The 13,297-nt window shown below is 72.5% G+C and carries 9 protein-coding genes; 5 read left to right on the top strand and 4 right to left on the bottom strand.

Translation table 11 applies throughout. The annotated features are described in order from the left end of the window. Positions 1-283: 283 nt before the first annotated feature. The 3 genes from ACSBPG_RS14660 to nirB all read right to left on the bottom strand — a co-directional run bounded on the left by ACSBPG_RS14660 (position 284) and on the right by nirB (position 5,878). Positions 284-2,890 carry a molybdopterin-dependent oxidoreductase gene (locus ACSBPG_RS14660; RefSeq protein WP_435537920.1) on the bottom strand — a complete coding sequence of 869 codons (2,607 nt, stop codon included), beginning with the start codon at positions 2,888-2,890 and terminating at the stop codon, positions 284-286. A gap of 178 nt (positions 2,891-3,068) precedes the next feature. Further along, on the bottom strand, positions 3,069-3,419 hold the full coding sequence (nirD, locus tag ACSBPG_RS14665; protein ID WP_435537921.1) for a nitrite reductase small subunit NirD: 351 nt from the start codon (positions 3,417-3,419) through the stop codon (positions 3,069-3,071). A gap of 5 nt (positions 3,420-3,424) precedes the next feature. Then, on the bottom strand, positions 3,425-5,878 hold the full coding sequence (gene nirB, locus ACSBPG_RS14670; RefSeq protein ID WP_435537922.1) for a nitrite reductase large subunit NirB: 2,454 nt from the start codon (positions 5,876-5,878) through the stop codon (positions 3,425-3,427). 653 nt (positions 5,879-6,531) lie between these two features. Here nirB and ACSBPG_RS14675 point away from each other — a divergent pair. From ACSBPG_RS14675 to ACSBPG_RS14695, 5 genes are all read left to right on the top strand, one after another. After that, the gene (locus ACSBPG_RS14675; protein ID WP_435537923.1) at positions 6,532-7,920 is read left to right on the top strand and encodes a CmpA/NrtA family ABC transporter substrate-binding protein; all 1,389 of its coding nucleotides are present in this window, start codon (positions 6,532-6,534) and stop codon (positions 7,918-7,920) included. Between the two features lie 38 nt (positions 7,921-7,958). Then, positions 7,959-9,053 (top strand): ABC transporter permease, encoded by a 1,095-nt coding sequence (locus ACSBPG_RS14680; RefSeq protein ID WP_435537924.1) that lies wholly within the window; start codon positions 7,959-7,961, stop codon positions 9,051-9,053. A 12-nt stretch (positions 9,054-9,065) separates the two neighbouring features. Then, positions 9,066-10,742, top strand: a complete 1,677-nt coding sequence (locus ACSBPG_RS14685) for an ABC transporter ATP-binding protein (RefSeq protein WP_435537925.1) — start codon at positions 9,066-9,068, stop codon at positions 10,740-10,742. A gap of 166 nt (positions 10,743-10,908) precedes the next feature. Then, positions 10,909-11,496: an ANTAR domain-containing response regulator gene (locus tag ACSBPG_RS14690; protein ID WP_435537926.1), complete on the top strand. Its 588-nt coding sequence runs from the start codon at positions 10,909-10,911 to the stop codon at positions 11,494-11,496. A 13-nt stretch (positions 11,497-11,509) separates the two neighbouring features. Then, a complete protein-coding gene (locus ACSBPG_RS14695) occupies positions 11,510-12,664 on the top strand; it encodes a CmpA/NrtA family ABC transporter substrate-binding protein (RefSeq protein WP_435537927.1) in 1,155 nt (384 codons plus the stop codon). Positions 12,665-12,940: 276 nt separating this feature from the next. Here the strand turns inward: ACSBPG_RS14695 and ACSBPG_RS14700 are convergent, their stop codons facing one another. Beyond that, positions 12,941-13,291 (bottom strand): HPF/RaiA family ribosome-associated protein, encoded by a 351-nt coding sequence (locus ACSBPG_RS14700; protein WP_435537928.1) that lies wholly within the window; start codon positions 13,289-13,291, stop codon positions 12,941-12,943. Positions 13,292-13,297 lie beyond the last annotated feature (6 nt).

Consider the following 13,297-nt stretch of genomic DNA (forward strand, 5'->3'; position numbering starts at 1 on the left):
GCCACAGTCTGACGGAGGGGCCCAGGTTGTCGGATTCACACGTTTGGGCCGGGAGGGTGGGGGCAAGGTGTCGGCGAGTGAGCCGGCGTTCCCGCTGCGAACCGATGGGCGTTCGATCGTCTTGCCGGACCTTGCCCCCACCCGGCCGCTGGCGCGGCCACCCTCCCCCGGCGAAGCCGGGGGAGGGTCAATCCGGATCGCCCGTCAGGTGATGCGTGAAGACGATGGCGAGGGAGAGGGAGGAAAACGACCGCATGCGGCCACGCTGCGATTCCGCCCCCTCTTACCCGGCACCCGCCGCCTGGGCCAGCACCTCCTTCAGCTCGGGCACGCAGGACCCGCAGTTGGTACCGGCGCGCAGGCTGCCGCCGATCGCCTCGACGCTGGTCAGGCCGCCGTCGCGGATGGCGTCGAGCAGGCGGTTGACGCCGACCCGGAAGCACGCGCAGACGATGCGCCCCTCCTCGGCCACCGGCACCGGCGCCCGGCCCGACAGCACGGCGAGCCGGGCGGCCAGGTCCAGCGACTCGCCGGCCAGCAGGCGCAGCAGCCAGTCGCGCGGCGGCAGGGCGCCGTCGGACGCCACGAACAGGCAGGCGGCCAGGCGGTCGCCCGCGATCCAGGCGCGCCGCAGCACGCCGCGCCCGCGGTCCTGGTAATCCACCGTCTCGGCGTCCGCGCCGACGAGGCCGGGAAACAGCGCGTCCACCATCGCCGCGTCGGGAGCGTCCCCCTCCCCCGCCAGCAGCACGGCGTGGCCGCCCGGCACCGCGTGGCGGGCCCAGTAGCCGCCGTGGCGCGGCTCCACCGGGGCGCGGCTCAGCAGGCAGGCGGCCCAGCGGGTCGCCACCGGCTCGACCCGGGCCGGCATGGCCTTGGCCTCGGGCTGGCCGGACAGGGGATCGACGACGCCGTCGATCAGGGCGCCGACGACGCAGCCGGCGGTGAAGCGGTCGGTCCAGTGCATGGGTAGGAACGCCTCGCCCGGCCGCAGTCCCGGCCGGAGCGCCGCCCGCGCCAGGGCCGAGCCGGCGGCGGTGACGATGCGCACCAGCCCGCCCTCGGCGATCCCGTGGCGCGCCGCGTCGTCCGGATGCAGCTCCAGACAGGGCTCCGGCGCGTGGGCCGACAGGCGGGGCGCCCGGCCGGTGCGCGTCATGGTGTGCCAGTGGTCGCGGCTGCGCCCGGTGTTGAGCCGCAAGGGGAACGCCGTATCGCAGGCCCGCGCCGGCCCGCGGTGGCGGACCGGCAGCAGGCGCGCCTTGCCGTCCGGCGTGTGGAACCGGCCGTCGGCGAACAGGCGCGCCGCCGGCTCCTGCCCGGCGCGGCGCGGCCAGGGCGCCGGCTCCAGCGCATCGTAGGCGGCGTCGCCGATGCCGGCCAGCGCGCCCAGGTCGAAGTCGCGGGTGCCGCCGTTCTCGAAGGCGGAGAGGGCGGCGTGCTCGCGGAAGATGGCGGCCGGGCCGTCGTAGGCGAAGGCGTCCGCCCAGCCCAGGGCGCGGCCGACGGCCGAGACGATCCACCAGTCCGGCCGTGCCTCGCCGGGCAGCGGCAGCACCGCGCGCTGGCGCGAGACGGTGCGGTCGGAGTTGGTGACGGTGCCGTCCTTCTCGGCCCACAGGGCGGCGGGCAGCTTCAGGCGGGCGAGCCGCGCGGTGTCGGTGTCGGCGAAGCCGTCGGAGACGGCGACGAAGTCGCATTTGGCGAGCGCCGCGCGCAGGCGGCCGGCGTCGGGCATGCTGACCGCGGGGTTGGTCGCCATGATCCACAGCGCCCTGATCCGCCCCTCCTCGACCGCGCGGAACAGGTCGACGGCCTTCAGCCCCTCGGCAGCCGCCACCCGCGGGGCGTTCCAGAAGCGGCGCACCCGGTCCACCTCGTCGGGGGCGAAGCCCATGTGGGCGGCGAGCTGGTTGGCGAGCCCGCCGACCTCGCGCCCGCCCATGGCGTTGGGCTGTCCGGTCACCGAGAACGGCCCCATGCCGGGCTTGCCGACGCGCCCGGTGTAGAGGTGGACGTTGAGGATGGCGTTGACCTTGTCGGTGCCCGCGGACGACTGGTTGACGCCCTGGGAGAAGACGGTCACCACCCGTTTGGTCGCGGCGAACAGCTCGTAGAAGCGCTGCACCGCCGCCGGGTCGAGGTCGCACAGCGCGGCGGCGCGCTCCACCGTCGGCGTGTCCGCCAGGGCGGCGGCCAGCGCCGCCCGGGTGCCGTCGGCATGGGCCTTGAGGAAGCCGGCGTCCTCCCGCCCCGACAGGTAGAGATGGGCGAGCAGGCCGTTGAACAGGGCGACGTCGCTGCCGGGCCGCAGGGCCAAGTGCAGGTCGGCCTCGTCGCAGGTCGGGGTGCGGCGCGGGTCGACGACGACGATCGTCGTGCCGTGGGCGCGGCGCGCCGCCAGCAGGCGCTGGTGCAGCACCGGGTGGCACCAGGCGAGGTTGGAGCCGACCAGCACCACCAGGTCGGCCAGCTCCAGGTCCTCGTAGGTGCCGGGCACGGTGTCGCTGCCGAACGCCCGCTTGTGGCCGGCCACCGTGGAGGCCATGCACAGGCGCGAGTTGGTGTCGATGTTGGCCGAGCCGACGAAGCCCTTCATCAGCTTGTTGGCGACGTAGTAGTCCTCGGTCAGCAACTGGCCGGAGACGTAGAGCGCCACGGAATCGGGGCCGTGCCGCTCGATCGTGTCGCGCAACGCGCCGGCCAGGGCGGCGACGGCCTCGTCCCAGGACACCCGGCGGCCGTCCAGCTCGGGGTGCAGCAGGCGCCCCTCCAGGCCGACCGTCTCGCCCAGCGCCGCCCCCTTGGAACACAGCCGGCCGCGGTTGGCGGGGTGGTCGGGGTCGCCGCGCACCTCCAGCGTGCCGTCCGCCGCGCGCCGCGCCAGCACGCCGCAGCCGACCCCGCAATAGGGGCAGGTGGTGCGGACGGCGGTCGCTGCGGTCCCCCCTCCCGACCTCCCCCCATCTTCGACGGGGGGAGGAACAAGGCCCTCCCCCGCGACGTGGGGGAGGGTTGGGTGGGGGCCCGACGCGGCGACGTCCGCCTCCACCACGCCGCGCAGCTCGTCAGGCACCCGCCGCCTCCGCGTAGAGGGGGTTCTCGATCTGGATCGTGCCGTCGACCACCCGCACCGGCACGGTGGTGGCCACACAGCGATCCGGCCCGACCGCTTGGCCCGTCGCCAGGTCGAACACCATGTTGTGCAGCGGGCAGGTGACGCGGCTGCCGTGGACGATGCCGTTGGACAGCGGCCCCGCGGCGTGGGGACAGCGGTCGCGCAGCGCATAGACCTCGTCGGCGCCGGTGCGGAAGACGGCGATGTCGCCGCCCGGCGCCTTGACGACGCGGGCGCCGCGCGGCGGGATGTCGGCGACCGTGCCGACGGCGATCCAGGTCTGGGCGTTGATGGCGTTCATGACGGTCACTCCGCGGCGGCAGCGTACTGGGTGAGGTTGGCGAGCGGCGCGAACTCGTTGGCGTCGACGCCGTCGGAGGCGCGGGCGGCCCAGGGGTCGTCCTGGACGAAGCTCTGGGAATGCAGGAAGCGGGCGTGCAGCGACCGGCGGCTCTGCTCGTCGAACAGGCGCTCGCGGACGTGGTCCATGCCGACCCGCTCGATCCACGGCGCCGTGCGCTCGAGATAGCGGGCCTCCTCGCGGTAGAGCTGGAGGAAGGCGCCGGTGTACTCGAACAGCTCCTCCTCGGTCTCCACCTTGCACAGGAAGTCGGTGGCGCGGACCTTGAGGCCGCCGTTGCCGCCGACGTGGATCTCCCAGCCGCTGTCGACGGCGATGACGCCCAGGTCCTTGATGGTGGCCTCGGCGCAATTGCGCGGGCAGCCGGAGACGGCCATCTTGAACTTGTGGGGGGTCCAGGTGCCCCAGCACATCTTCTCCAGCTTGACGCCCATGGCCATCGACGCCTGGGTGCCGAAGCGGCACCATTCGGAGCCGACGCAGGTCTTCACCGTGCGCAGCGCCTTGCCGTAGGCGTGGCCCGACACCATGCCGGCCCTGTTGAGGTCGGCCCAGATCGCCGGCAGATCCTCCTTGCGGGCGCCCAGCATGTCAATGCGCTGGCCGCCGGTGACCTTGAGGGTGGGGATGGCGAACTTCTCGGCGACGTCGGCGATGGCCCGCAGCTCGCGCGGGTTGGTGAGGCCCCCCCACATGCGCGGCACCACCGAGAAGGTGCCGTCCTTCTGGATGTTGGCGTGCACCCGCTCGTTCACGAAGCGGGACTGGCCGTCGTCCACGTACGTGTCGGGCCAGGCGCACAGCAGATAGTAGTTGAGGGCCGGCCGGCAGGAGGCGCATCCCTCGGCCGTGCCCCATTCCAGCGTCTGCATCACCTCAGGGATCGACGTCAGCCCGTTGGCGGCGATCAGGCGGCGGACGTCGTCGTGGCTGTGGTGGGTGCACTTGCACATCGGCTTCGGCCCGGCGTCGGCCACGTAGCCGTCGCCGAGCGTCATCGCCAGCAGCTTCTCCACCAGCCCGGTGCAGGTGCCGCAGGACGCCGAGGCCTTGGTGTGGGCGCGCACGTCGTCGATCGAGGCGCAGCCCTTCTCGCGGATGGCGCCGACGATGGTGCCCTTGCACACGCCGTTGCAGCCGCAGATCTCCGCCGTGTCAGGCAGCGCGGCCAAGGCCGCGAAAGGGTCCTGGGCGCCGGCCCCGGCCCCCTGCCCGAAGATGAGGGTGTCGCGGAACCCGGCGATGCTCTCGCCGTCCTTGAGGAGCTGGAAGTACCAGGAGCCGTCGGCGGTGTCGCCGTAGAGCACGGCGCCGACGATCCGGTCGTCGCGCAGCACCACGCGCTTGTAGACGCCGCGGGCGGCGTCGCGGAAGACGATGTCCTCGGTGCCGTCGCCGCCGAAGGCGCCGGCGGAGAACACCTCGACCCCCGTCACCTTGAGCCGGGTGGCGGTGACCGTGCCGGTGTAGGCGCTGCCGTCCTCGCCGGCCAGCCGGTCGGCGCAGACCTTCGCCATGTCCCACAGCGGCGCCACCAGCCCGTAGACCTGGCCGCGGTGCTCGACGCACTCGCCCACCGCCAGGATGGCCGGGTCGGAGGTGGTCATGGCGTCGTCGACGACGACGCCGCGCCTGACCTCGAGCCCCGCTGCCGCGCCGAGCGCCGCGTCGGGGCGGATGCCGACGGCCATGACCACGAGCTCGGCCGGCAGCTCGCGCCCGTCGGCCAGCCTCACCCCGCGCGCCCGCTCCTCGCCGAGGACGGCCTCGGTCTGGGCGCCGGTCAGCACGGTGATGCCGCGGCCTTCCAGTTCGCGCCGCAGCAGCCAGCCCGCCGCCTCGTCGAGCTGGCGCTCCATCAGCGTGTCCATGAGATGGACGACGGTGACGTCCATGCCGTGCACCCGCAGGCCGTTGGCCGCCTCCAGCCCGAGCAGGCCGCCGCCGATGACCACGGCGCGCGCCCCGGGCCGGGCGACCGCCAGCATCGCCTCGACGTCGGCGAGGTCGCGGAAGCCGACCACGCCGGGCAGGTCGCGGCCGGGCACCGGCAGGATGAAGGGGGTGGAGCCGGTGGCGAGCAGCAGCCGGTCGTAGGCGACGGTGCGTCCCGACACGGCGGTCACCGTGCGCGCGGCGCGGTCGATGCTCTCCACCCGCTCGCCGGTGTGCAGCGCGATGCCGTTGGCGTCGTACCAGGCGCGGTCGTTGAGGACGATCTGTTCGAACGTCTTCTCGCCGGCCAGCACCGGCGACAGCATGATCCGGTTGTAGTTGGGATGGGGCTCGGCGCCGAAGACGGTGATGTCGTAGCGGTGCGGCGCCCGCGCCAGGAGCTCTTCGACGGTGCGGATGCCGGCCATGCCGTTGCCGATGACGACGAGGCGTTCCTTGGTCATGCTCGATTCCCTCGCATAGAGGCGGTTCCATCGGGCTCGGGCCTCCGGGGCGGCACGGGCAACAAAAAAGGCGTCCGCGACGGCCCGGGGCTTGAGCCCCGGTCGTCGTGGACGCCTTTGTCCGGTTCGGTCCGGCATCGGACCCGGAACGGCGCGGCACCCCGGTGCCGCCCGTCGACATCTTCGGCAGCGACGCCATTGCCGCTGCGCTGCACCCGGATCTATCGCAAGAAACGGGCCAAGCGGCGGCAACCGCGCGAAACCCTTGCGCGGCGGGACGTGGCCGGCGGTCCGCCGGTTTGTTGAGGGGGCCAACGACCGCGTCCGGATGCCCAAATCGTCGGCACCACGGTTGCAGGGCGCCAATTTTTGTGCAGTCGCAGCACGGCGTGCCAAGCATCGGAGGGTCGCACCCCGCGCATTCCGCGGATTCCGGCGGTTGGCACGTGAATTGCGAATAGTGGGTCAGCTTGCGTCAACGATGGCGCACCCCATCAATCGCCCACCGTCGGGCCGCTCGGCAACGCCGCTGACCATGACCTCCCAGTCCGGGGATCTGGCGCGTTGCCGTTTGCGCCATCGTGTCCGGCAGGCGAAGCACCGGTCCTGGTCAGCACAGCCGAGGGGTTCGGCCGACCGCAAGGAGTGACCCGGTGATTCGACTCCCCCAAGCCGCTCTCTCCGCCGTGTGCGGCGCCGCCTGCGCGCTGCTGCCGCTGGGCGGCGTCGCGGGCGCCGCCCCGCTCGACCTGGAGAAGGAAGAGCTCAAGCTCGGCTTCATCAAGCTGACCGACATGGCGCCGCTGGCCATTGCCTACGAAAAGGGCTTCTTCGAGGACGAGGGGCTCTACGTCACCCTGGAGCCCCAGGCCAACTGGAAGGTGCTGCTCGACCGCGTCATCTCCGGCGAGCTGGACGGCGCCCACATGCTGGCCGGCCAGCCGCTGGGCGCCACCATCGGCTTCGGCACCCAGGCCCACGTCGTCACCGCCTTCTCCATGGACCTCAACGGCAACGGCATCACCGTCTCCAACGAGGTGTGGGAGAAGATGAAGCCGCACGTGCCCATGGGGCCGGACGGCCGGCCGGTGCACCCGATCAAGGCCGACGCCCTGAAGCCGGTCGTGCAGCAGTACCGGGCGGAGGGCAAGCCCTTCACCATGGGCATGGTGTTTCCGGTCTCCACTCACAATTACGAATTGCGCTACTGGCTGGCCGCCGGCGGCATCAACCCCGGCTACTACAGCCCGGACAACGTGACCGGCCAGATCCAGGCCGACGTCCTGCTGTCGGTGACGCCGCCGCCGCAGATGCCGGCGACCATGGAGGCCGGCACCATCTTCGGCTACTGCGTCGGCGAGCCGTGGAACCAGCAGGCGGTGTTCAAGGGCATCGGCGTGCCGGTGGTCACCGACTACGAGATCTGGAAGAACAACCCGGAGAAGGTGTTCGGTGTGACCGCCCAGTGGGCGGAAGCGAACCCCAACACCCACCTGGCCGTGGTCAAGGCGCTGATCCGCGCCGCCCAGTGGCTCGACGAGAACGACAACGCCAACCGGCCCGAGGCGGTGAAGATCCTGGCGAAGTCGCAGTACGTCGGCGCCGACGCGGCGGTGATCGCCAACTCCATGACCGGCACCTTCGAGTACGAGAAGGGCGACAAGCGGCCGGTGCCCGACTTCAACGTCTTCTTCCGCCACCACGCGACCTATCCCTACTACTCCGACGCCGTCTGGTACCTGACGCAGATGCGGCGCTGGGGCCAGATCGCCGAGGCCAAGCCGGACTCCTGGTACGACGAGGTCGCCCGCAAGGTCTACCGCCCCGACATCTACCGCCGGGCGGCGCAGATGCTGGTGGACGAGGGCAAGATCAAGAAGACCGACGTGCCCTGGGACAGCGACGGCTACCGCGCCCCGCAGAGCGAGTTCATCGACGCCATCCCCTTCGACGGCCGCACGCCCAACGCCTACATCGACTCCCTGCCGATCGGCCTGAAGGGCAAGCAGACGATCGCCGGCAACACGGTCGCCGGCGGCTGATCCCCGCCCCTGCCGCCCCCGAAGAGACGGACACCGCCATGAGCAGCATCAGCGACGCCGCCGGTCCCGCCGCCGGCGCCCCCTCCCTCCCCGAGCGCCTGCGCGCCCGGCTGGCCCAGGCCACCGCCCGCGCCGCCGGCCCCCTCACCGCCGTCGGCCTGGCCTGGCTGGTTCCTCTGCTGCGGCTGGCGGCGGGCGAGAGCCCGGCCCAGCAGGCCAAGGAGCTGTGGCGCCTGCTGGGCGTGCCGCTGGTCGCCATCCTCCTGTTCCTGGCCGCCTGGGCGCAGCTCGCCCCGCAGGTGCAGACCAGCCTGGGCGCCGTGCCCGGCCCCGCCGAGGTGTGGGAGCAGACCCGCGTCCTGTGGGCCGACCACAAGGCCGAGCGCGCCAAGGAGGCGGCCTTCTACGAACGCCAGGAGGAGCGCAACGCCGCCACGCTGGCCAAGGACCCGGGCGCCGAGGTGAAGATCCGCGCCTACACCGGCAAGCCCACCTACGTCGACCAGATCGTCACCAGCCTGCAGACCGTGTTCCTGGGCTTCCTGCTGGCGGCGGCGGTGGCGGTGCCGCTCGGCGTCGCCTGCGGCCTGTCGCGCACCGCCAACGCAGCCCTCAACCCGCTGATCCAGGTGTTCAAGCCGGTGTCGCCGCTGGCCTGGCTGCCGATCGTCACCATGGTGGTCAGCGCCGTCTACGTCTCCGACGACCCGATGCTGTCGAAGTCGTTCCTGACCTCGGCCATCACGGTCACGCTGTGCTCGCTGTGGCCGACCCTGATCAACACCGCGGTCGGCGTCTCCTCCATCGACCGCGACCTGATGAACGTCGGCCGGGTGCTGCGCCTGTCGGCCCCGACCATGGTGCGCCGCCTCGTCCTGCCGTCGGCCCTGCCCTACATCTTCACCGGCCTGCGCCTGTCGCTGGGGGTGGGCTGGATGGTGCTGATCGCGGCGGAGATGCTGGCGCAGAACCCGGGGCTCGGCAAGTTCGTCTGGGACGAGTTCCAGAACGGCTCCTCCTCCTCGCTCGCCCGCATCATGGTGGCGGTGTTCACCATCGGCATCATCGGCTTCCTGCTCGACCGCCTGATGCTGGCCCTGCAGGCCCTCGTCACCCACGCCCCCAGCCGCTGAGGACGACGACCCATGCCCATTCTCGAACTGTCCGGCGTGTGCAAGGGCTACGGCGCCGGGGCCGCCCGCACCGAGGTGCTGCACGGCATCGACCTCGCCATCGAGGACGGCGAGTTCGTCGCCATCGTCGGCTTCTCCGGCTCGGGCAAGACGACGCTCGTCAGCCTGCTGGCCGGCCTGATCGCTCCCGACGCCGGCACCGTCGCCATGAACGGCGCGCCGGTGACCGGGCCGGGGCCGGAGCGCGGCGTCGTCTTCCAGAACTACTCCCTGATGCCCTGGCTGACGGTGGAGCAGAACGTGGCGCTGGCCGTCGACGCCGTCATGGCCGGCCGGCCGCGCGCGGAGCGGCGGGAGCGGGTGCGCCACTATGTGTCCATGGTCGGCCTCGCCCATGCCGCCGAGCGCCGGCCGGCCGAGCTGTCGGGCGGCATGCGCCAGCGCGTGGCGGTGGCCCGGGCGCTCGCCATGAAGCCGGACGTGCTGCTGCTGGACGAGCCGCTGTCGGCGCTGGACGCCCTGACCCGCGCCAAGCTGCAGGACGAGATCGACGCGATCCGCGCGGTGGAGGGCAAGACCATCGTGCTGGTCACCAACGACGTCGACGAGGCGATCCTGCTGGCCGACCGCATCATCCCCCTGACGCCGGGGCCACGCGCCACGCTCGGGCCCGCCTTCGCGGTGGACATCCCGCGCCCGCGCGCCCGCACCGGCATCAACCACGACCCCGCCTTCAAGCGCCTGCGCGCCGCGGTGACGGGCTGCCTGATGGACCTCGGCCGCTCGCGCGCCGCGGCGGCGGCGGACGAGGGCCTGGTGCTGCCCAACATCGTGCCCATCGACGTGATGGAGCCGCCCCGGGCCTACCGCAAGGCCCAGGCCAGCCCGCTCGCCGACCGCTACCTGGAGTTCAGCCGGGTCGACAAGGTCTACCCCACGCCCAAGGGGCCGCTGAAAGTGGTCGACGGCTTCGACCTCAAGATGAGGAAGGGCGAGTTCGTCTCGCTGATCGGCCATTCCGGCTGCGGCAAGTCCACCGTGCTGTCGATGGTGGCCGGCCTGACCGAGACGTCGGGCGGCGGCATCGTGCTGGACGGCAAGGAGGTGACCGCCGCCGGCCCCGACCGCGCCGTGGTGTTCCAGGCGCCCAGCCTGTTCCCCTGGCTGACCGCGGCGGAGAACGTGGCGCTCGGCGTCGACCGCGTCTATCCCCACGCCGCCAGGGCGGAGCGGCGCGACATCGTGCAGTACTACCTGTCCCGGGTCGGCCTGGGCGACGCCATGGACAAGCGGGCGGCCGACCTCTCCAACGGCATGAAGCAGCGGGTCGGCATCGCCCGCGCCTTCGCGCTGTCGCCCAAGCTGCTGCTGCTCGACGAGCCGTTCGGCATGCTCGACAGCCTGACCCGCTGGGAGCTGCAGGAGGTGCTGATGGAGGTGTGGGCGCGCACCCGCGTCACCGCCATCTGCGTCACCCACGACGTCGACGAGGCGATCCTGCTGGCCGACCGGGTGGTGATGATGTCGAACGGTCCGAACGCCCGCATCGGCCACGTCATGGAGGTCGACATCCCCCGCCCGCGCACCCGCAAGGCCCTCCTGGACCACCCGCGCTACTACGCCTACCGCGAGGAGGTGCTGGGCTTCCTGGAGGCGTACGAGCGCGGCGGCGCGCGCAAGGCGGCGTGACCGTCGTCGCGTCGGCCCCCCACCCAATCCTCCCCCACGTCGCGGGGGAGGGCTCATTCCTCCCCCCGCGAAGTGGGGGGAGGTCAGGAGGGGGGTCCGCCCCGACCACCCCTCGGCACGAAACCTGCATAGAATTCGGGCAATCCTCAGCGAGCCGCACGCCATCATGCCCGACAAGGACCTGTCCATCCTGGTGATCGACGCGAACGCCGACCGCGCCCGCATCGTCGAGGAAGGGTTGGTGGAGGAAGGCTACACCCGGGTGATGACCATCCACGCCACCGCCAACCTGCTGGCGCGCATCCAGGCGGTCGCCCCCGACGTCGTCATCATCGACCTGGAGAACCCCGACCGCGACACGCTGGAGCAGATGTTCCAGGTGTCGCGCGCCGTGCAGCGCCCCATCGCCATGTTCGTCGACCGCTCCGACAGCTCCAGCATCGCCGCCGCCGTCGAGGCGGGGGTGAGCGCCTACGTGGTCGACGGGCTGAGGAAGGAGCGGGTGCGGCCGGTCATGGAGATGGCGGTGTCGCGCTTCGCCGCCTTCGACCGGCTGCGCCGCGAGCGCGACCAGGCGCTGAGCGCGCTCGCCGAGCGCAAGCTGATCGACCGCGCCAAGGGCATCCTCATGAACCAGCGCGGCCTGACCGAAGAGCAGGCCTACGGCGTGCTGCGCCGGACGGCGATGAAGCACGGCCGCCGCATGGCCGAGATCGCCGACAGCATCATCACCGCCTCGCAGATCGAGATCTGAGCCGATGGACCCCATGCCGCCCCCCAGCCCCGCCGCCCCACGCCCCGTCCGCGTCGGCTTCATCCCGCTGATCGACTGCGCCATTCCCGTGGTCGCCGCCGCCAAGGGGTTCGCCGCCGCCGAGGGGCTCGACCTGCAGCTCTCGCGCGAGGCGTCCTGGGCGGCGGTGCGCGACAAGGTGGCGTTCGGCGGGCTCGACTGCGCCCACATGCTGGCCGGCATGCCGATCGCCGCGACCCTGGGGCTCGGCCAGGTGACGGTGCCCATGGTGGCGCCGATGAGCCTGGGGCTGGGCGGCAACGCCATCACCGTGGCCGCCGACCTCCACGCCGCCATGCGCGCCGCCGATCCCGCCGCCATGGCCGGCCCGCCCGGCCATGCGGCCCGCGCGCTGAAGGCGGTGATCGAGGCGCGCCGGGCCCGCGGGCTGGAGCCGCTGGTGTTCGCCATGGTCTTCCCGGTGTCGAGCCACAATTACGAGCTGCGCTGCTGGATGGCCGCCGCCGGCATCGACCCCGACGCCGACGTCGCGCTCGTCGTCGTGCCGCCGCCGCGCATGGTGGAGAGCCTGGAGGCCGGGCACATCGCCGGCTTCTGCGTCGGCGAGCCATGGAACCGGGTGGCGGTCGACCGCGGCCTCGGGCGGGTCGTCGCCACCAAGGCCGACATCTGGCCGGCCAGCCCGGAGAAGGTGCTGGGCATGCGCGCCGACTGGGCCGAGGGCAATGGCGCCGCCGTGGCCGCCCTGGTGCGCGCGTGCGTGCGCGCCGCGGTGTGGGCGGACGCGCCGGAAAACCGGGCCGAGCTGGCCGCCCTGCTGGCCGAGCCGCGCCACGTCGGCGCGCCGGCCCGGCTGATCGAGGCGGCGGTCGCCGCCCATCACGTCTTTTACCGCTCCGCCGCGACGTTTCCCTGGGTCTCCCAGGCGGAGTGGGTGATCGGCCAGATGCGGCGCTGGGGCCAGATCGGCGCCGGTGCGGCGGCCGAGGCCTGCGCCGCCCGCGTCTTCCGCCCCGACCTCTACCGCGCCGCGCTGGCCGGCACCGGCCTGCCGGCGCCGCGCCACGACCGCAAGGAGGAGGGGGCCCACGCCACGGGCTACACGGTGGAGGGGACCGGCGGCGAGGCGATCCCCATGGCGGCCGACCGCTGGCTGGCGGTGGCCTGACGAAAAGAACCCCTCCGCAAAGGGGGCGGAGGGGCCGAGGCCAATGCCGGAGACACGACGTTTGCGCCATGTCCTACGCAAACGCCGGGCCATGTCGCAGGCCTTGGATTTTCCGGAATTCCGGCGCCGTGGATGCCTTGCGCAAAGGCAGGACGCCGGGGGAATGGGCAGGTGCCCAATTTTCGGCGGGCTGGCCGCGCCGGTCCCCCCTCCCGACCTTGCCCACTCACGCAGGGCGAGGGTCCGGGTGGGGGGACCGACGCGGCGGCCCTCCTCCTACTCCGCCGCCAGCATGGCCGGTGCGAGGGTTTCGCGGCGCTTGCGGTTGAAGTCTTCCAGCCGCCGCCGCGCCACGTCGAAGGCGTTGCGGACCGCCACACGCACGTTCTCGTCCGCGTTGCTCTGGTCGCCGCGCACGACGAGTTCGCCGCCGGGCACCGTCAGGTCGATGCGCACGTGGTAGAGGCGGCCCTTGCGGCGGTCGTGGTGCGGCGTCTCGACCACCACGTCGCAGCGGGTGATCTGGTCGCAGACCCGCTCGAGCTTCGCCGCCTTCTGGCGGATCGTGTGCTCCAGGGCGTCGGACGCGTGCATGTTGCGGAACGAGATCTGGAGAGGAAGCTGCATGATGCG

The sequence above is a fragment of the Azospirillum sp. ST 5-10 genome (assembly GCF_051225715.1).
Classification (GTDB): domain Bacteria; phylum Pseudomonadota; class Alphaproteobacteria; order Azospirillales; family Azospirillaceae; genus Azospirillum.

Bases quoted from the DNA above. Each gene is read 5' to 3' on its own strand.
- ACSBPG_RS14690 (WP_435537926.1), top strand. From the start codon at position 10,909: ATGCCCGACAAGGACCTGTCCATCCTGGTGATCGACGCGAACGCCGAC.
- ACSBPG_RS14700 (WP_435537928.1), bottom strand. From the start codon at position 13,291: ATGCAGCTTCCTCTCCAGATCTCGTTCCGCAACATGCACGCGTCCGAC.
- nirB (WP_435537922.1), bottom strand. From the start codon at position 5,878: ATGACCAAGGAACGCCTCGTCGTCATCGGCAACGGCATGGCCGGCATC.
- ACSBPG_RS14680 (WP_435537924.1), top strand. From the start codon at position 7,959: ATGAGCAGCATCAGCGACGCCGCCGGTCCCGCCGCCGGCGCCCCCTCC.
- nirD (WP_435537921.1), bottom strand. From the start codon at position 3,419: ATGAACGCCATCAACGCCCAGACCTGGATCGCCGTCGGCACGGTCGCC.
- ACSBPG_RS14695 (WP_435537927.1), top strand. From the start codon at position 11,510: ATGCCGCCCCCCAGCCCCGCCGCCCCACGCCCCGTCCGCGTCGGCTTC.
- ACSBPG_RS14685 (WP_435537925.1), top strand. From the start codon at position 9,066: ATGCCCATTCTCGAACTGTCCGGCGTGTGCAAGGGCTACGGCGCCGGG.